We start from the raw sequence: 20,026 nt of genomic DNA on the forward strand, positions 1-20,026 counted from the left end.
CAAACGAATAAAAAACCCGCAATCGCGGGTTTTTTATGATATTCATATTTTATTTTGGTAAACCATAGTGCTGGAAAGAAGACTGTTTAGGAATTCGATAAGCATTACGTCCCAGTAACTGATTAATAATCACTGAATTTCGTGTTGCACCGATCCCTAGATCAGGTGAGCCAACACCTTGTTGAAAAATCTCAGCATTTTGAATGAAAATTCGCCCTTGTCCTTGATCACAGCGTGAAGCTGTAAAGTCTTCTTGAACAATACAATCTTGTTGTTTATCAACAGCTAAAACAGAACCTTTCATATTTTCAAACCATTCAGGCCAATCATGGACATAGCCTGTCGCTGCAACCAGTGCATCAGTTTCAAAACTACACTGTTGATTCAGTTGAGTATGTAGACAGGTTAGATGAAGAGAACCTGATTCAAGTTGTTCGATTGATTCAACTTCACAGCTTGAATATAAGCTTAGTCCAGATTTCCCCCCGCCGACGGAGCGTTCATAGAGAACATCATAGATTTCCCCGATGGTCGAGAAACTAATCCCCTTATAGATAAGTCCCTGACTGGCTGCTATGTCACGACGTTTTGCTCTAGGCAGGCTTTGGAAATATTGCATATATGCTGGTGTAAAACACTCTTGTCCAAGTTTGGAATACTCCATCGGATGAAAACCTGCTGAGCGTGTCACCCATCGAATAGATGCACCTGCATCGACCTGTTCTGGAGTCAGTGCATTAAATAGCGCAAGTACACATTCTGCCGCACTTTGGCCAGAACCTATGATTGTGACTTGCTTGCACTGTTTAAGTTGTTCCTGAATTTGTGCAAACTCCGCGGAATGTTTTACCAAAGGGTGTTTGCATGTGTCTAGCCATTGAGGAATTCGAGGCTTAGTCCCAATACCAATCGCTAAATCTTGACTGATATATTTTTGATTTTCGCCTGAGGCTGATTCACTTTCTATAATAAATTTATCGAGCTTTGAGTCATATTCAACATCAGTGACGTTTTCTCCAAATCGACAAGTTGGTAATTGTTTTGAGGCCCAACGACAATAATGATCATATTCACGTCGAGGAATTAAAAAACTGTCGTAATAATAAAACTGATGTAAACGATCATGTTGATGTAAGTAATTAATATAACCTAATGGATGGCAAGGATTAGCCATGGTGACCAGATCAGCAAAAAAAGGAACCTGTAAGGTCGTACCTTGTAAGAGTAATCCTTCATGCCAACGGAACTCTGGCTTACGTTCCAAAAATATACTTTTTATCTCAGGGTGGTGTGAAAGTAGAGCCGCTAATCCTAAATTGAATGGTCCAATACCAATTCCAGCAATATCTATATTTTTCATGAGTATACTTTATATAATTCCACTAAGTTTAATGTTCAAAATACGGGTGAATGGGATACGAGAAGTTTTTCTACATCTGAAATGTTTCGACAATGAATAAGTTGAGCAGGTGAAAGCTGAATCGCGTAAGTTTCACGAATGCGCTTTGAAATTATCTTTAGATGCTGTGGACGAAGTCCTAAATGAGTGAAATTTATCGAATCATCGGTTATGTCATTATTAGATTGACCCAATGCCTCTAAATAGATTTGCAATAGTTGATGACGTTGTTTAGTTGTCTTTACCGTACTATTCTGAAGTGATCTATATTGATATTGAGCGACATTGTTCTTGAAATATTGCCTATTGCTTTGAAGCGCAGTAACAAACTCAGTCAAATCAAATGTAAAAATGTTTGAGTCGATGATTTGGGAGATGGCGGATTGAAGCATATGTAAAAAGTCATCAATCATCTCTGCTGAAAGCGCATCTTCGGCATAATCAATATCGAAGACCAAAGCCTCATCATTTCCTGTGCTAAAACGGATATCGATTGCAACTTGGGGTGTTTGAGTAAGCCCGTCCTGTAGTTGAATAGCATGTGATTCTGGCAGTACCGACCAAGATAAACCATTGGTAATGACGATAGGTAATACAGGGACTTTACCTGTTTTTTCAAATAGGAGTCGGGCGAGATCAACACCAGAAAATGAGAGATGCTGTAAACCCGCTAATATTTCTGTTTGTAATTGATTGGCTTGTTGAACAAATTGCGCTGTATATTTCCATTCCACAGCAATAAATGTGGAGCTATTTACAAATGGCCCCGTATATAAAGGCAATGTAGGAATAGCAACACATAATGCCCGATTAGTACTCCAATGAGACAACACTTGTAAAATGACAGACATAATGACTGAGTTTTTAAACAGTGAATGTTTGGCTCCAATTTTGGACAATTTTTTAAATTGATCTTTTGCAATGATTAGCTTTTTACGTTGGTAACGCGATGTCATCAATTGTTGTAATGGGGTCGTCCACGGAAGTTGTGGGATATCAGTCAATTTGGAAAATTTTTCTTCCCAATATCTTAAATCAGATTGCTGTTTAGACGAGTTATGGACTATTTCATGTTCTAGCGTTTGTGTTTCAATATCATATTGTTGACCATCAAATAGTTCTAACATCAGTGTTGCAATAGATCGACCATCTAAAATTAATGCATCAAAGCGAACTAAAATCGTTAATAGATTCTTTTCTAATAAGAAGACCGTGATATTCCATGGTGGTTGGTTTAAGTCGAATAGATCATGTGTATATCGATGTTTATAAGATTCTATTTGATCAAAAGCGAGTTCTAGCGATACCGCCCGCAGATCTATTTCTTTTAGATTAACTGTAATTTGGTCACTTAGATATTGTGTCAATTTATTTTTATCAATATACGTGCGTAGGCTTTCATGTCGCCGTACCATTTCGATTAAACGTTGTCTTAATAAAACAATATCCATGCTGCCGTGATATTGACGAAACTCCTGCATAGCGACACCCCCTAGCGGAAGTGTTTGAGTACGACCTAATAAATACGCTTGTTGTAAGGCATTTAGTGGTTTTACCGATGTTATATGTGTTTTTGGGTGCTGTTTTGATGCGGTGATTGGGATATGAAGCTGTTCAGGGTCAGCTGCAAGCTTTCTAAGTAAATCACTGAAAGATTCAAATAAACTGCTAATCCATGTTTTAGGCAAGTGATCCAAACGGATATCCCAGTTGACTAAAATACCGCCATTGAGATTGACAACTTGAGCATCAAGCGCAACTTGTGGGCCCTGTGAAATGACCCAATTCATTTCACCGAAAACCCGATGCACACGCTCAGAAAGTAAATCACCATCTGCCAAATCGAGTGCTGCTGTAAATACCACTGGCGCAAGTTCAGCACGACCATGATAACGTGATAAATCACGTAGGATGTTGACACCTGGATAATGCGAGTGCTCGAGTAAATCGAGCATTTGATTTGCTATTTGTTTACACAGTGTCGCTAAACTATCTGCTTGCTCCATGTGGACATCAAGGATCATTAAATTAGCAAAATCACCAATACTCCGCTCGATATTTTTTAAAATAGGCTCACGCCAGAAAGTCGGAATGTTTAATCTAAACGCTTGATCTTGGGTCGCATTTCCAAGCGTATATGCAAATAACCCTAATATTAGATTAGAGATCGTAATGTGCTGTTTTTGTGCCAGTTGTTGTAACGCTTTGCGGATTTCAGGCTGTAACCATGTACTTAAACGATAACTTTTTGCTGTTTCTAATTTTTCATGAGTGATAGGTAGTGATGGCGCAGGAGTCATATTGGGTAAGCGCTGTTTCCACCATAACCGATCTCGTTGATTTAATTTTTTAAGATCGGGATCTGTACGTGTTTGGTGATGCCATTCAAAAAAGTTCGGGGGTGGAACGTATGATATTTCTGGATCTTCATAGAATAACGATAGATCCTCCATCAGCCGACGAAAACTTGATGGATCAATTGCGATCATATCGGTATCAATATGAAAACGAAAATGCTCATTCTTCAATACACTGATAGAAAATCTTGCGGTTTGACCATTACTTAAATCTAGTTTTTGATGTGTCCATTGCTCACGTTTTTGCAAGAGTGCTTGCTCAAGTTTATTTTCGCTTAGCATCGAAAAATCTTCGACTTCTAATATCGGATGGGGAGTCTCAGACATAATGTTTGGGATGCCATCGACACTTAAATTTAACCGTAGCAGGTCGTGTTCTTGATAAAGCCTTTGAATGGCTAAATTTAATTTTTGTAGATCGATGATTTGACCATCAAATTCAGCATAAAGATGGGCTGAAACCCCACCTAAATCAGTACTAGTAGACCGCCCAAACCAGCAGGCAGCTTGCATCGAAGTTAATTCACACATTGAACGATAACTCGGTTGACAAATTAATCTTGTTTTAGCATCATACAAACAAATGAAAATGATTACCAGTTGCATTTGATAGTCATTTTTAATTACATGCGAAAAACAGATCGTTTGTTTTTTCTCAATGTATTTCTTTTACTGCGATATAGATTAAAACTATATTTTAGTAATTAAGAAAAATTGAAATGTATACAAAATCAATAGCTTGATAACCATTAAACCAGTTTTTGAATATTTAGAATGATATGAAAAATCAGATGATTGAATTTGTTTACTGGTCCAAGGAGAGGGCACAGCGTTATCGAAACAAAGGTTACTGGATCGACCAACCTTTAACGCGAATTTTGACGGTAGGTGCTAAGTTGCATCCACATTCGCCTGCGGTGATTTGTGGTGAAAGACAGTTTAGTTATGCTGAATTGGATCAGCTATCAAGCAATTTGGCTTCGCGATTGGCTGAAAATGGCTTGGGTAAAGGTGATACCGCTTTGGTACAGCTTCCTAATGTGGCTGAATTTTATATTGTCTTTTTTGCATTGCTTAAGGTTGGTGTTGTACCACTAAATGCATTATATAGTCATCGGCAATATGAGCTGAATGCATTTGTTAGGCAAATTCAACCCAAGCTTTTAATTGGTTCGCGGCAGCACGAAGTTTTTCGTAATAATGATTTTATTGATGCACTTCATGAGCATTGTTTAGCGCCTGAGATCGTTCTCATGCTTAATCATCAGCCGACTGATTTTAGCTTAATTGAATGGATTGAAACCGCAGCGACAAGCGTTGTGGATATTGCGTCTATACCTGCGGATGAGGTTGCATTTTTTCAACTATCAGGTGGAAGCACAGGAACACCGAAACTGATTCCACGTACACATAATGACTATGATTATAGTGTGAGAGCCAGTGCTGAGATATGTAATTTAAGCTCAGCTACTCGGTTACTGTGTGCGTTGCCTGCACCTCATAATTTTATGTTGAGTTCACCAGGTGCATTGGGTGTTTTACATGCAGGAGGATGTGTTGTGATGGCACCTAATCCTGAACCGTTAAATTGCTTTGCACTGATCCAACAATATCAAGTCAATATGGCATCTTTAGTCCCTAGTGCTGTCATTATGTGGTTGGAAAAAGCACCTCAGTATCAGGCTCAAATCCAATCTTTGGCTTTGCTTCAGGTTGGTGGTGCAAGTTTTCCAGAATCTTTAGCACGTCAAGTGCCTAAGGTTTTGAGCTGTCAATTACAACAAGTCTTCGGAATGGCAGAGGGCTTGGTTAATTACACCCGACTAGATGATACAGATGAACAAGTTTTCACCACGCAAGGACGTCCAATCAGTCCTGATGATGAAATCAAAATTGTTGATGATCAGTATAGAGAAGTTCCAGAGGGAGAGGTTGGCATGCTTGCAACTCGTGGACCTTATACTTTTTGTGGTTATTATCAAAGTCCTGAGCACAATCGGCAGGTGTTCGATCAAGACGGATATTACTATTCAGGTGATCTTGTTCAACGTACTCCTGACGGTAATTTGCGTGTAGTAGGACGGATTAAAGACCAGATCAATCGCGGTGGTGAAAAGATTGCATCAGAAGAAGTAGAAGAACTGATGCTTTTACATCCCGATGTTGTTCATGCCGCACTGGTCGCAGTCAGCGACGAGAAATTTGGTGAAAAGAGCTGTGCATTCATCGTTTCTCGTGCTCCTGAACTCAAAGCTGTCATGCTTAGGCGTCATCTCATGGAGCTGGGTATTGCACAATATAAGCTTCCAGACCAGATTCAATTTATCGAAAGTTTGCCACTTACCGCCGTAGGTAAGGTGGATAAAAAACAACTTCGCACAATTTTAAATACATCTATAACATCTTAAATAAATATTGAGCAGCATATGGCTATTTCAAAAATTTCGACCTATCTCATGCCTCAACCAGAGAGTTATCCAAATAACAAAACAGATTGGCAATTAGATCCTGCTAGAGCGGTTTTATTAATTCATGACATGCAGCGCTACTTTTTGAATTTTTATGATGCTGAAAGTGAGTTAATTAAAACAGTGATTGATAATCTGGTTCGATTAAAAAATTGGGCACATCAGCACAATATTCCAGTTGTATACACCGCACAGCCTTATGAGCAACCTGCTGAAGATCGCGCATTACTGAATGCAATGTGGGGGCCTGGTTTACCAGCCTCTACAATTGATCAGCAGAAAATTATTGATCAACTCTCTCCAGATCAACAGGACATTGTCTTAACCAAGTGGCGTTACAGTGCTTTTAAACGCTCAGACTTGCTTGAACGAATGCAACATTGGAACCGTGATCAGCTCATTATTGGTGGCGTGTATGCACATATTGGTTGCATGATCACGGCTGTTGAGGCTTTCATGAGTGATATACAACCATTTTTAGTCGGAGATGCTGTTGCCGATTTTTCAGAAGAAGAACACCGTTTGGCATTGCAATATGTATCTTCACGTTGTGGTCAAGTCATGGATACCGAATCTGTAGTGGGGCAGGTGGCAACAGGCATTACGCGACCTTGGTTAGAGCAAAAAGTCCAGCAGCTCATTGAAGAAGATGAATTAGATCCAGAAGAAAATCTGATTCTTTATGGACTGGACTCATTACGTATTATGCAGTTTTCTTCGGAACTCAAAGCGCAGGGAATCAATATTAGTTTCGAAGAATTAGGACGCACACCCACTTTATCAAATTGGTGGTCATTGGTTGATGCAAGGCAAAGGATTGCGGGATAAATGAATGGATTTATGTGGTACGAGGCAAATCCTAGTCGCTAAATTTATATACAAAATTTACATCTTTGATAGCGACTCCTTAGACGACTTGTAATCGTCATAGCAACGGAGCAAAAAATGATTTTATCGCCTGCTGATCAAGACCGAATCGAAAACTTTTGGAATTATTGTTTGAAGCATCAATATTTTAATATTGGCTATCCTGAGTCTGCAGATTTCGATTATTCCTCATTATTTCGGTTTTTCAAATTCTCTATTAATAATTGTGGTGATTGGAAAGATGACAGTAACTATGCCCTAAATTCCTTTGACTTTGAAAAGGATGTTATGCGCTATTTTGCTGAGTTTTTTCAAATTCCATTTGAAGAAAGCTGGGGATATGTAACCAATGGGGGGACTGAGGGCAATATGTTTGGGTGCTATCTGGCACGTGAATTATTCCCAGACGCTACATTGTACTATTCAAAAGATACGCATTATTCAGTTTTGAAAATTGCTAAATTATTGCAAATGAAATCTTGTGTGATCGAGTCATTAGATAATGGTGAAATAAATTATGATGATTTAATCAACAAAATCCAAATCTCAAAAGAAAAGCACCCCATTATTTTTGCCAATATTGGAACAACCATGACAGGTGCTATCGATGATATTGGGCTGATTCAAACGCGATTAGAGCAAATTGGATTTTTGCGGCAAGATTATTATATCCATGCTGATGCTGCACTCAGTGGCATGATTTTACCCTTTGTTGATCATCCTCAGGCATTTTCTTTTGCTGATGGGGTCGACTCGATTTGTGTGTCTGGTCATAAAATGATTGGTTCACCTATCCCTTGCGGCATTGTCGTGGCAAAACGTCAAAATGTAGGACGTATTGCAGTAGATGTCGACTATATCTCCACTCGTGATCAAACGATTAGTGGTTCGCGTAATGGGCACACGGTTTTACTTATGTGGGCTGCAATCCGAAGCCAAACATTTTTACAGAGACGGCAAAGAGTTCAACATTGCTTGAAAATGGCACAGTATGCAGTTGATCGCTTCCGAGCTGTTGGCATCAAAGCTTGGCGAAATCCCAATTCAATTACTGTGGTTTTTCCATGTCCTTCAGAGCGTGTATGGAAGAAGCATTATCTGGCGACTTCTGGAAATGTAGCTCATTTAATTACCACAGCACACCATCGTGACACTCAACAGATTGATCGCTTAATCGACGACGTCATTTTTGATCTACAAGGTGCATCGAAACGTACTGTTGGTTTTTAAGCGTCTCTACGAATACGGTCTTATCGAATCAATCTTTATTTTGAGCTAGAGCCAATCATCTAATAATGCGTGGATATCACCGCTAGGAAATAATTTATGCAATTAAATCTTCTAAAAAAACAGTTATTCAATGACGTTTTAATATCTTTATTATTCGGGATGAAAATAGGACAGCATAAGGATGGGGGCAACGACAAGCTCATTCAGCATGCGGTTATTTTATTCAGTATCAAGCGAGCTGAATATGTGTGATTTAAAGTTATCTCAGGTGATGACAGAGCCATCTTTAGCCCCCGCACTAAAACCTGCATTTCCTAAACTATTGATCGGAACTTTAATTGCTGTGCTTTCAGGTTTAGCGATGCTAACTGCACTATGGGGAATGGTGCAACTCATTGGTAATTTGTCTGCTTATTGGGTCATCTTTTCTGTTACGTTTTGGGGTGTTGGTGCTGTATTCGCAGCACTTTCTTCTTGGCTAGTACACGATGCTGAAGCTGGATTTTCAGCTCGTTTACGCCGTCAAGTGGTTCATCATCTTACTCGTTTACCTGCGACCACACTTGCTAAGCAAGGTGATCAAAAATTAAAGCGTTTGGTTTCAGATGATATTACGACCTTACATCATATGGTGGCGCATTTACCTTCAGAAATTGCGATTTTTGTTGTGATTCCTGTGACTTCAATTGTTTTGCTATTGCTATTGGTTGGTCCAATGGCACTTTGGGTGTTGTTACCTGGTGCTATAGCTTCCCTGTATTATTTGATCGTCGTACCCCATGTCTCGAAACGGGATGGTGCTGCGCGGATGCAAGTTATGCTCGATATTATCGCCGCTGCTGATAATTATGCGCGTGGTATACGGGATAATCGAATTTATGGTCAACAGTCTGGTGCTTTAACCGCCTATACCCAGTCTGCACAACATTTTACTCAGAATATGGTTTCTTGGGTAAGCAAAGTGGCAACACTTGCTGCTGCCGCGACCGCCTTATTACAGGCCGTTGCAACTTTTGCAATTGCTTATCTTGTGGCTTATCAATATGACAGCATGACATTGGCTGCAACACTTTTTTTTAGTCTGGCGATCGTGACACCTTCATTGCGCTTAGGGCATGGACTGGATTATGTGGCTGCTGGACGAGCAGCGGCTACTCGTTTAGCTCTATTTTTAAAAGAACCAACGCTCCCATCGGGACATATACAACAGCTTGAAGGCTATGCCCCTCTTGAAATTGTAGAGGCAAGCTTCGTTATTGATGGTCAATCAGTGTTTGATCAAATGAGTTATTCATTTCCACCTCAATCAATCACGGCAATTACAGGACCTAGTGGTGTTGGAAAAACAACACTTCTTAGAGCACTTGCTGGTTTAGCGGTATTAGAAAAAGGTGTTGTCCAAATTGCAGAAACGGATTTATCTGAATTACATGAAACGTTGCGACATCAAAAGATTTTATTTATCCCTCAAGGTGGCGATGTATTAGCGACAACAGTCAGACAAAACTTGGTCTTATCTGCAGTTGATGCAACTGATGAACAGCTTGAGCAGGCGTTGTTCAAGGCTCAATTAAAAGTAGATTTGGATGCAGATGCAAGTTTGCTTTCAGGTGGTGAGAAACAGCGCGTCGGCATTGCTCGTGCATTTTTATCATCAGCATCGGTTATTTTATTAGATGAACCAACAAGTGCACTAGATGATGCCAATACTGAGAGGTTAATGCTTGAATTAAATGATCTCGCCAAAAAACAAAATAAAACGATTGTCATTGTCACACATGATTTAGCTTTGGCTGCTGGTATAGACAGTAGGTTAGTGCTTGATGCAATCAATGATGCAGGGAGAACTCTATGAATACTGTAGCTAAATTAAACCATGAACAGATTTTTTCAAAGCTCCCACCTGCTGCCAGACATAAATTAATTGCTGTTGGAATGGGATGGGTTTTTGTTGCAGCAATTGAAGCAATTGCTTATACCGTACTTGCATTTGCTATGGTGTATCACTGGTCTCCTATAGGCGTTGTAATTAGTGCAATTGTCGCTATTTTGGTGACAGTGATGGTTACTCGTGCAGGTTTTCTTACTGGTGTTCGTTTGGCTGGAGATTTATTTGAAGAATTGGGTCGATCTTTAGCTCGTGCCAAACTTTCTTGGTTTAGCAATGAACAGCGAACTCAAGTTGCGGCGATGGCAGGTCAGGGAATACCTGGATTTATGAGCGTTCCTGCACATCAACTGCAAACATTTTTACATGCGCCATTTATGCCGTTGTTCTTATTGGTTGGAATCGCATTACTTGCGGGGTTACGAACTGCACTGGTTGCTTTGGTTTTGGTTTTGCTCTCGTTATTGGCACAATTCCTTGCGCAACGTTCACTGATGCGTACCGATGAAAAACGTAATCGTGTTGATTTAGCTGCTTCGCAAGCAACTTTAGAGTTGGTGGATCATATTGAGTTATTGCGAACAGCAGCAGGTCCAGTCGGTGCGGTTCAACGAATTGAGCATCGTTGGCAAGAACAAGAAGAGACCTTATTTCGTATTAATCGTGCTGCAGCATTTGCAAATTTTGTTGCAACCTTTGCAAGTGTTTTACCTATTGCTGGGATGGCAATCTTTCTCGTACTGACAGGTAGTCTTAATGCTGCGCTAGTGCTGGCACTGTTGATATTGATTGGACGTGCGTCAGCCCCTTTAGCTGAACTCGCCGTGGCAGGATTGCATATCAACGATTTGCTTTCGTCCTTACGAAACTTTAATCAGATCACACATCCACCAGAGTTAGCTAAGCCATTGCAAGCTCAAACTCCTGTTGGTTTTGATATTTCGATAAAAAGCATCAGTTATGCGCCTGCACTTAAACATATTACTTTTGATATTCCATTCGGGAGTAGAGTATGGGTAACAGGGCCAAGTGGGAGTGGTAAAAGTTCATTATTAGAATTGTTGATGCGGTTCGATGATCCACAAAAAGGAAAAATTACTTTTGGTGGAATAGCTTTAGATCAAATGAATGATGAGGATTTGGTCGCAAACATTGCTTACGTCTCGCAAGAGCCAATTCTATTCACGGGAAGCCTCGCGGAAAATATTAGGCTGGGAAAACCTGACGCCAGCCCAGAAGAAGTGGAAACTGTGGCGAGAAGGGTGGAATTGGGAACGGTTATTGATCGTAGTTCAGAAGGGATCAATCAATCAGTCGGACAACAAGGTGCAGCATTATCAGGAGGAGAGCGTCAACGTGTCGCGATTGCCCGCGCATTACTCAAAGATGCGCCAATTTTAATACTAGATGAAGCGACCTCTGCTTTAGATGAAACGACTGAGCAAGCAATTGTTGCCGAAATTCGTGGTCTGTCTTCTTCCGTTATTTTCGTTACCCATCGTGATGCAACGATTTGGCAACCAACCGAAACCCTAACTTTAACCGACCCGACTTAATTATTGTTCAGCCCCTGAGTTTTTGCAATGCTTAGGGGCTGTAGGATCATTAAAATGAATAAAGATCAATATAATATGTTCTGCTTACCGCCAGCAGGGAGTAGTGCGAGTATTTATTATCCATGGAAGAAGCAGATATCTGACAATATTCGTATTATTCCTATTGAATATTCGGGTCATGGGCTAAAAATAAATGAACCCTTGATGGATGATCCTGATCTATTGGCGATGCAAATTGTCAATGAAATACAAGCTTACCCCGAAACAGCGTTTATTTTATTTGGACATAGTGTGGGAGGCGGTTTGATCTGGAAAGTACTCAATTATCTGAATGAAAAACCAGTGATTGATCAGTTGAAATTGATTGCAATCAGTAGTCGTCCAGAACATAGTTATATCCAACATATGCGCTATAAGCATGCGTTGACGGATAAAGAAATTATAAATGAATTGAAGCGATATAATAATTTCCCCGATGAAATCCTAAATAATCCTGAGGCATTGACTTTTTTCCTCAGAATTATTCGTAATGATTTTTATCTAAGTAGTCAATTGTTGGGTGAAAAACTGAGTAAAACGAAGGTTCCTATCATCGCATTTTATGGTAAAGATGATCCTGATATTCCAAACAAAATAATGATGGATGCATGGCAGCAACACACAGACAATTGGTTAGGTAGTGTTGAGTTGGACGGAGATCATTTTTATTTTTTAGATCCCGAGACACGAATAAAAATGCTTAAAAAAATTTCACAAACAGTAGAAAAACTGACGTTGAATGTTGCTTGATATGCACGCCATTTCTGAGACAACAGATTGGAATACACAGTCCATACAATCCTTGGATCATTTCAATATCCAACATGAAAAAATAACGCGCTGCGGATTAGAAATTCATAATATTCAAGTTGAGCCATTAACAACGCTAGCTCAGCTTGATGACCTCTATCAGCATTTTAATATCTTTTTTCCCCCTAATATAAAGAATGCGGGGTTAATTCGACAGTTAGAGTTTTTTACGGGACGTCTGGCTGCGAAATACGCCTTACATGATTTGAATTTGCAGGATTATATTATTCATCAAGGTCACCAAGGTGAACCAATATGGCCTGACGCTGTTATTGGAAGTATTAGTCATGTCAGTCATCAGCGTTTATGTTGTGCTATTGCATATGCTCAAAATCATAATTGTGCTGATAAGACATTTGGAATCGACATAGAATCGAAAAAGTGCCAAACATTTTTTCAACAGAATGATGAAATTTACCATGTTTTTCTAAGTGAAGATGAGCAAGCAGCACTTGCAAACACAGGCTTTAAAAAACCTGATTTATATTTGCTCGTATTTTCTGCAAAAGAAAGTGTGATCAAAGCCTTTTATATTAAATATAAGCAAATAATTGATTTTAAATTAATTATTTTTGATGGGATAGCAGATAATTTTATTTGGTTTCGTATTCATCTCGGTTCCTCACTGAAGAATACCATAGTAACCAAAGTTCATTTTTTCGATACAGATAACGAGATAATTACAATTTCTTGCATTTAAAACATCTCACATTATTGATAATGATAATCATTTGTATTAATGTGTTTGAGCACTTATACATTTCCTATATTTAGAAGAAGCAACACTAAATCCGCTTGAAAATATCAATGCGAGAGGCAACTTAAACATGATGCAAACTACAACATCCGCAGAGCAAAACTTAGAGCATAATGATCAACATAAATTTTCATGTTTTTCTACGAAAAATTATCATTTAACGGTGAAAGACTTTGTTAAGACAATCAATACACCTGCTGCAAATATCACATTGTTTAATGATGAAATTGCCAAGTGTTTTGATGAGATGAAAAAACAGGGTAGTCGCAATCCGATTCTGATCGGCGCAATCCCTTTTGATATTACAAAGAAAAGTAGCCTGAATTTTTACGCTGATTATCAAAAAAAACCACAAAAAACATCGGATTTTCATCCGTTGCGAGATCGTGATCAAGTTGAAGTTGTAAATAAATCACTATTAATTCAACGTCAAAAGTTTGAAGGAGCAGTGCAGCTCGCTTTAAATGCTTTTGAGGCGAAAAAGGTTGAAAAAGTAGTTCTTTCTCAAGCTGTTGAGTATGAATTTGATCATCAGCAAAAACCTGAAAATTTGCTAAGTGCGTTATTAAAACAAAATCCAAATGCCTATAATTTTGTGATTCCCGTAGAGCATAATCATTATATTTTAGGTGCCAGCCCAGAATTACTTTTATCGAAACAGGATCGCATTGTAAGTAGTAACCCTTTGGCAGGATCCAGACCTAAATCCAATATTTCAGAAAAAGATTTGTGCAGTAAACAAGAATTACATCATTCGGAAAAAGATCAGAATGAGCATCGAATCGTGGTCGAAAACATACTTAAAAATCTAGTGAGTTACTGTGTTGAGCTTAAAGTTTCTGAATTTCCAGATATCTTAGAAACCTCAACCATGTTGCATTTATCATCTGAGTTTCAAGGTGTTCTCAAGAGACAAGCACCCAATGCACTCAATCTTGCATTGGAGTTGCATCCGACACCTGCAGTATGCGGTTCGCCAACAGATGTGGCTAAGCAATTTATCTTAGATCATGAAGGTTATGATCGGCATTATTACACCGGTTTGGTGGGATGGATGGATGCAGATGGTAACGGAGAGTGGGTTGTTACTATTCGTTGTGGTTTGCTCAGTGAAAATAAAATGCGCGTGTATGCAGGTGCAGGAATTGTTAAGGGATCTGATGCTGAAGAAGAATGGTTTGAAACCGAAGCAAAAATGCAAACGATGTTAAATATTTTTAATGCAAACAGTGCTGTTTGATGATGAGTTCTGATCAGTACACGCTGGGTATAAAATTTATAATGAGAATTTGATTGTGAATATGACTGAGAAAAAGATTGCATGGGTTGTTGGAGTAAACCAAGGAATTGGACTAGAAGTCATGCAGCGTTTATATGCTGAAAATATACAGGTGGTCGGTATAGATAAAGCAAAAGATCAAGTCCCTGAGCATTTTAAGGAAATGATACATGTTTGTGATATACGTGATGAACAGCAAATCGCTAAACTCTGTCGTACCTTATTGTTAGAGAGTCCTCCAGACTATTTTATCCATGTCGCTGGGGTTTTACATTTAGGTGAACATGATGAAATTTCGTTTGCACAATGGAGAGAAACATTTGAGGTCAATCTGTTTTCACCATTTCATTTTTTTCGCCATTTAAGCCCATATTTTAAAAAGAAAAAGATGGGAAATGCAGTCATCATCTCCTCTAACTCAACAAAAGTACCCCGCATGAATATGTCCGCATATGGCGCATCAAAATCGGCACTCACATATTTCACCAAAACAGTGGCGCTTGAACTCGCTCAGTATGGTGTCCGCGTTAATATTATCTCCCCAGGTTCAACAGCGACGGCTATGCAATATCAATTATGGGAAAATGCTCAGGGTGAACAGAATACAATTCTAGGTAATCTTGCGCAGTTTAAGGTGGGGATACCGTTAAAGAAAATTGCGAAAGTAAGTGATATCGCCAATGCAGTCATTTTTTTCATTGGCGAACAATCATCCCATATTACGATGCATGATTTAGTTGTTGATGGCGGAGCATCATTGGGCGGTTGATTTTATAGTGGGTTTTCAATTGAATCTCTCAACTATCTTATTGATGGTTGAGAGATTTTTGTTGATGTTGTAGAAAAATGACAACTGATATAACTCTATATTGCATTAATAAATAAACTTAGAAATTTTATCTGCGCTTTCAATGACTGCATCTGCAATCTCATTTCTGAAATAATCTTCTTCATACGTACCGAGCGGGCAACTTACAGACAATACGGCTGTAACTTTACCTGTGGATTGTTTAAAAATGGGCACAGCACAGGCGGCCATATCGTGATTGTAATGCCCCCAGCTCACCATCGATCGTTGTGTTTTTACAAAGCTGAGGCGTTGAAGCAGTTCTTTAAGATTTTTCGGCGTCAGTTCTGAAAAGGTTTCCCATTGATTAAAACTTTTATAGCGATCACGAATCTCTGTTTCTGCTAAGTCTGCCAATAACATTTGCCCGATGACTGTTGCATGAGCGGGCCAACGTGTACCTAAACCAATATTGCTGCTAAATGTTCCATTCGATTGCACATTATTGATAAAGACAATATGTGTACCTTCCAAAATAGATAAATGTACCGCAAGTTTGGTTTGATCGCGCAGCTCTTTCATTAAAGGGGTGGCTAGATCCAATAAAGATTGTTTGGATAGGCTATTGAAACCGAGTTCCATCACTTTTGAATCTAAAGCATAGGTTTTTTGTGATGCTTTTCTGAGGAAACCACAGGATTCTAAGGTGTAGATCAGACGGAAAGCGCTAGAACGGTTTACGTCTAAAATTTCAGCAATTTCCGTGATGGTCATTTCTTGAGTTTGCTGATTAAAAGCTTGCAAAATTGCCAGACCACGTACCAAGCCGGGTACTAAATAACGGTCATCATTTTTTATTAGATCAGATTCTTGAGAGTCTGTTTCAACACTTGAATTCATCGACTTAATTTTCCTGTAAAAACGCTAATTAGCAAATTTCATTTTCTTAATGTTTCTATTGTAACTGCAAAATTGATGTAGAAGATAGTTTTATATATAAAACCTAATTTCACAAGTAAAACGTAAAAGAATGTGTAATAAATATCAAGTATATGAATAATAACAATATATATAGTTTGACAAAAAAATGAGCATAGGGGTATTCTTAATTAAAGTTTGTTATATCAAATTATGTTTTATATATAAAACAAATGAGGATGCAAGGATGAGTTGGATCTCAGTTTGTCAGCAAGACGACATCACCGAAGACGAGCCAAAAGCCATAGAAGTCGACGGTAAAAAAATTGGGGTATTTTTCATCGATGAAAATTACTTCGCTATTGAAAATGTATGCCCACACGCCTACGCCTTATTAACAGAAGGCTTTATTGAAGATCAAACCGTGGAATGCCCATTGCATGAAGCAATTTTTGATATTCAAACAGGTGAATTGAAAAGTGGTCCGGGATGCCGAAATTTGTGTACTTATCCCGTACGTGTTGAAGGGCAGGACGTTCAAATTCAACTATAAGTCATATTTATAAGGATGGAATCTCATGAAAACATTTAATGAGAAGCTCGCGAACTGGATTCATGCCACGCCAGCGACAGAAGCAGGGATTAACAATATTCAAATACCGGGACAGCCAGAACTTTTGGTTTGGCAAACGCGTTATAAAGAACCAACGGTTTATGAGCAAGACTTTGTTCAGCACTTAATCAGCGCATTTTCATCAGGTGTAACCGAGCTTGCAGATTTGGTTCAGTCTTTAAACCAACAAGGTTTTCGTTGTGAGTCTGGTGAGCTTTGGACTTCTGAATCGTTCTCAGAAGAAATGCAACGTTTAGGTTATTGATTCAAGGAAGAATAGTGATGAATGCAGCAGTATTAGCCACGCCAAGTGTCGAAGAGTATTTAGATTTAGGTTTACGTGATCAATGGCATCCAGTGCTTGCAAGCTGGGAAGTTGCAGCAAATCCAGTGGGGATCACTCGTTTAGGTGAAAATATTGTGGTTTGGCGTGATGACCAAGGTCAAGTCCATGCCTTAGAAGATCGTTGCCCGCATCGTGGCGCACGCCTTTCACTCGGTTGGAACTTGGGCAATCGCGTTGCTTGCTGGTATCACGGTGTGGAAGTTCGCCACGATGGTGTGGTTGAAGATGTACCCGCTGTACATGACTGCCCAATGAAAGGCACTAAATGTATTAAGAGCTATCCAGTAATTGAAGCACATGGTGCGATTTTCATGTGGTTTGGGATCGACCCAAATGAAGAGCCTAAAGCACTTGAGTTTCCTGAACAACTAGCAAGCGAAGAATGGAGTGCATTCCTTTGCCAAGCCGATTGGAAAGTCAATCATCAATATGCGATCGATAATGTGATGGACCCAATGCATGGTAGTTATCTGCATTGCACGTCGCACTCAATGGCAGAAGGTGATCGCACCGCGGAAATGAAACATCGTTCTACTGAGCATGGTTTTGTTTTTGAAAAAGAAGGTCAGATTGGTGTCAACTTTGACTGGGTTGAATATGCCAATACAGGTGCAAGCTGGTTAAGACTTTCCATTCCTTATCGTAAAGATTTCGGACCGGGTGGTGAGTTTTGGATCGTGGGTTATGCAACACCGATTGATGCCAATAATACCCGTGTGTTCTTCTGGCGTTGTCGTAAAGTCAGTGGCTGGCAGCGCAATGTGTGGCGTTTCCTCTACCGTAATCATTTAGAAAAATTGCATTGGGATGTATTGGAACAAGATCGCATTATTTTAGAGAACCTTGCTCCGAATGCACGTCAACAAGAATTCCTTTATCAACACGATGTCGGTTTATCACGCTTACGCCGTTTGATGAAGAAAGAAGCAGAAAAGCAATTAAAGAAAATTGCCGCGTTGAATAGCTCAAACCGTATTGAAATGCAGGAAGAAGCGCATGGTTAATGTCGCATTGTTACAAGGTAAAAAAGTCCTTGTCACTGGTGCGGCAAGAGGCTTGGGGCGAGATTTTGCGCAAGCAATTGCAGAAGCAGGCGCTCAAGTCGTCATGGCAGATATCCTAACCGATCTTGTGCAGACAGAAGCAGCCACTTTGCAGGCACAGGGTTTAAACGTAGAAGCTGTCACGATCGACTTGGCGAATGCAGATTCGATTGAACTAGCTGTTCAGCACACCGTTGAATACTTGGGTGGGATCGATGGCTTGGTGAATTGTGCGGCCCTTGCAACCAATGTTGGTGGCAAAAGCATGATGGATTATGACGCTGATCTTTGGGATCGTGTGATGAACATCAATGTCAAAGGGACGTGGTTAGTAACAAAGGCCTGTGTGCCGTATCTTAAACAGTCTGAGGCAGCAAAAGTCATTAATGTGGCATCTGATACAGCACTTTGGGGCGCCCCAAATTTGATGGCTTATGTGGCAAGTAAAGGTGCTTTGTTGGCGATGACCCGTTCAATGGCGAGAGAGTTAGGGCCGTTCAATATTTGTATCAATACGCTTTCACCAGGATTGACTCTGGTCGAAGCAACCGAATATGTACCGCAAGAACGCCATGATTTATATCTCAATGGTCGTGCGATTCAACGGCAGCAGTTACCTCAGGATTTAAACGGAACAGCCTTGTATTTACTGTCGGAATTGTCCTCATTTGTGACGGGTCAAAATATTCCCGTAAATGGTGGTTTTGTCTTTAATTAAGGAGTGATCACATGATTACAGGGATTGAGATTTTAAAGTTTGGCGTCGAGGACAGAGCTGCTTCAAATAAGTTTTTAGCAGACTTTGGATTAACGCACACTCATTCAGACATTGAAGGTGCTGATCTTTATCAAACCCAAAACGGCAGCAAGATTTATTTATTTGATTGTGATGATACACGTTTACCACCAGCAATCGAGTCAGGATCAACCTTACGCGAAGTGACATGGGGCGTTGATCAACCTGAAGAAGATTTGTCTGATTTAGCTGTTCGATTAAAAGAGGTCGATGGTTTTCAGACAACAGCAGAAGCCGTGCAATGTACTGATCCCAATGGAATGACCATTCGCTTTCAAAAAAGCTTTACCCATGAAATCCCTGCGTTAAGAACCGAAGGGATCAATCAGTACGGAACAGTCAATCGTATCAATGCTGCCAGTCCTGTTTATGAGAAAGGTCAACCTGTTGCGATTGGTCATGTGGTGTTCTTTACCCCAGATTTGGAAAAAACCGAAAAGTTCTATATTGAAAAACTGGGGTTCTACTTATCAGATGCTTATCGCAATCGTGGTGCATTTTTGCGCTGCCGAGGCAAGGGTTATCATCATGATTTGTTCTTACTTTCAGTACCCAATAAACCCGCAGGTCTAAATCATGTTGCCTTTGTGGTCCGTGATATTCATGAAGTCATTGGTGGTGGATTAAATATGAATCGTTCTGAATGGTCGACTTTTATTGGTCCAGGGCGTCACCCGATTTCTTCGGCTTACTTTTGGTATGTCAACTCGCCATTAGGCGGTGCATTTGAGTATTACACCAATGATGATTATTTGACTGAAGAATGGCAACCACGGGTTGAAGAACATTGTTTAGAACTATTCACTGAATGGGCGATTGAAGGCGGTCTTGATGATCATACCCGTCGTCAAGTCAAACCTGCATAAGACTCAA

The 20,026-nt window shown here is 39.7% G+C and carries 17 protein-coding genes; 14 read left to right on the forward strand and 3 right to left on the reverse strand.

Annotation, left to right across the window (positions count from 1 at the left end; translation table 11 throughout):
* Positions 1-49 precede the first annotated feature (49 nt).
* Both basC and F903_RS08195 read right to left on the reverse strand, forming a co-directional pair.
* Positions 50-1,360, reverse strand: a complete 1,311-nt coding sequence (gene basC / locus F903_RS08190; protein ID WP_005196153.1) for a putative histamine N-monooxygenase — start codon at positions 1,358-1,360, stop codon at positions 50-52.
* A gap of 35 nt (positions 1,361-1,395) precedes the next feature.
* Entirely contained in the window at positions 1,396-4,362 is a 2,967-nt protein-coding gene (locus F903_RS08195) for a condensation domain-containing protein (protein ID WP_171065220.1), read from the reverse strand.
* Between the two features lie 173 nt (positions 4,363-4,535).
* Here F903_RS08195 and basE point away from each other — a divergent pair, with 173 nt between their 5' ends.
* The 9 genes from basE to dhbA all read left to right on the forward strand — a co-directional run bounded on the left by basE (position 4,536) and on the right by dhbA (position 15,419).
* Entirely contained in the window at positions 4,536-6,164 is a 1,629-nt protein-coding gene (gene basE / locus F903_RS08200) for a (2,3-dihydroxybenzoyl)adenylate synthase BasE (protein ID WP_005196158.1), read from the forward strand.
* Between the two features lie 18 nt (positions 6,165-6,182).
* The gene (locus F903_RS08205) at positions 6,183-7,052 is read left to right on the forward strand and encodes an isochorismatase (protein WP_005196160.1); all 870 of its coding nucleotides are present in this window, start codon (positions 6,183-6,185) and stop codon (positions 7,050-7,052) included.
* A 117-nt stretch (positions 7,053-7,169) separates the two neighbouring features.
* Positions 7,170-8,321 carry a histidine decarboxylase gene (locus F903_RS08210; protein ID WP_005196164.1) on the forward strand — a complete coding sequence of 384 codons (1,152 nt, stop codon included), beginning with the start codon at positions 7,170-7,172 and terminating at the stop codon, positions 8,319-8,321.
* 244 nt (positions 8,322-8,565) lie between these two features.
* The gene (locus F903_RS08215; protein WP_005196168.1) at positions 8,566-10,176 is read left to right on the forward strand and encodes an ATP-binding cassette domain-containing protein; all 1,611 of its coding nucleotides are present in this window, start codon (positions 8,566-8,568) and stop codon (positions 10,174-10,176) included.
* Positions 10,173-11,765 (forward strand): ATP-binding cassette domain-containing protein, encoded by a 1,593-nt coding sequence (locus F903_RS08220; RefSeq protein WP_005196170.1) that lies wholly within the window; start codon positions 10,173-10,175, stop codon positions 11,763-11,765. The genes F903_RS08215 and F903_RS08220 overlap by 4 nt, the downstream gene beginning before the upstream one ends.
* A gap of 54 nt (positions 11,766-11,819) precedes the next feature.
* Entirely contained in the window at positions 11,820-12,554 is a 735-nt protein-coding gene (locus F903_RS08225; RefSeq protein ID WP_005196172.1) for a thioesterase II family protein, read from the forward strand.
* Positions 12,544-13,314, forward strand: coding sequence for a 4'-phosphopantetheinyl transferase family protein (locus tag F903_RS08230; RefSeq protein ID WP_005196174.1), 771 nt, complete (start codon positions 12,544-12,546; stop codon positions 13,312-13,314). The genes F903_RS08225 and F903_RS08230 overlap by 11 nt, the downstream gene beginning before the upstream one ends.
* A 127-nt stretch (positions 13,315-13,441) precedes the next feature.
* Positions 13,442-14,611: an isochorismate synthase gene (locus F903_RS08235; RefSeq protein WP_005196185.1), complete on the forward strand. Its 1,170-nt coding sequence runs from the start codon at positions 13,442-13,444 to the stop codon at positions 14,609-14,611.
* 61 nt (positions 14,612-14,672) lie between these two features.
* Positions 14,673-15,419, forward strand: coding sequence for a 2,3-dihydro-2,3-dihydroxybenzoate dehydrogenase (gene dhbA, locus F903_RS08240; protein ID WP_034594980.1), 747 nt, complete (start codon positions 14,673-14,675; stop codon positions 15,417-15,419).
* Positions 15,420-15,524: 105 nt separating this feature from the next.
* On the opposite strand, the gene F903_RS08245 is transcribed toward dhbA, so the two are convergent.
* Positions 15,525-16,337, reverse strand: a complete 813-nt coding sequence (locus F903_RS08245) for an IclR family transcriptional regulator (RefSeq protein WP_005196189.1) — start codon at positions 16,335-16,337, stop codon at positions 15,525-15,527.
* Between the two features lie 265 nt (positions 16,338-16,602).
* On the opposite strand from F903_RS08245, the gene F903_RS08250 reads away from it, so the two are divergent.
* Genes F903_RS08250 through F903_RS08270 form a run of 5 tightly spaced genes read left to right on the forward strand, consistent with a single transcriptional unit; the run spans position 16,603 to position 20,019 of the window.
* On the forward strand, positions 16,603-16,908 hold the full coding sequence (locus tag F903_RS08250; RefSeq protein WP_004671931.1) for a non-heme iron oxygenase ferredoxin subunit: 306 nt from the start codon (positions 16,603-16,605) through the stop codon (positions 16,906-16,908).
* A gap of 25 nt (positions 16,909-16,933) precedes the next feature.
* The gene (locus F903_RS08255) at positions 16,934-17,233 is read left to right on the forward strand and encodes a recombinase-like helix-turn-helix domain-containing protein (RefSeq protein WP_005196191.1); all 300 of its coding nucleotides are present in this window, start codon (positions 16,934-16,936) and stop codon (positions 17,231-17,233) included.
* A gap of 17 nt (positions 17,234-17,250) precedes the next feature.
* The gene (locus F903_RS08260) at positions 17,251-18,318 is read left to right on the forward strand and encodes an aromatic ring-hydroxylating oxygenase subunit alpha (protein WP_005196198.1); all 1,068 of its coding nucleotides are present in this window, start codon (positions 17,251-17,253) and stop codon (positions 18,316-18,318) included.
* The gene (locus tag F903_RS08265; RefSeq protein ID WP_005196199.1) at positions 18,311-19,075 is read left to right on the forward strand and encodes an SDR family oxidoreductase; all 765 of its coding nucleotides are present in this window, start codon (positions 18,311-18,313) and stop codon (positions 19,073-19,075) included. Before F903_RS08260 ends, F903_RS08265 begins: the two co-directional genes overlap by 8 nt.
* 11 nt (positions 19,076-19,086) lie before the next feature.
* The gene (locus F903_RS08270) at positions 19,087-20,019 is read left to right on the forward strand and encodes a VOC family protein (RefSeq protein ID WP_005196200.1); all 933 of its coding nucleotides are present in this window, start codon (positions 19,087-19,089) and stop codon (positions 20,017-20,019) included.
* Positions 20,020-20,026: the final 7 nt, after the last annotated feature.

The organism is Acinetobacter sp. NIPH 298, from assembly GCF_000369505.1.
In the GTDB taxonomy this organism is placed as follows: Bacteria; Pseudomonadota; Gammaproteobacteria; order Pseudomonadales; family Moraxellaceae; genus Acinetobacter.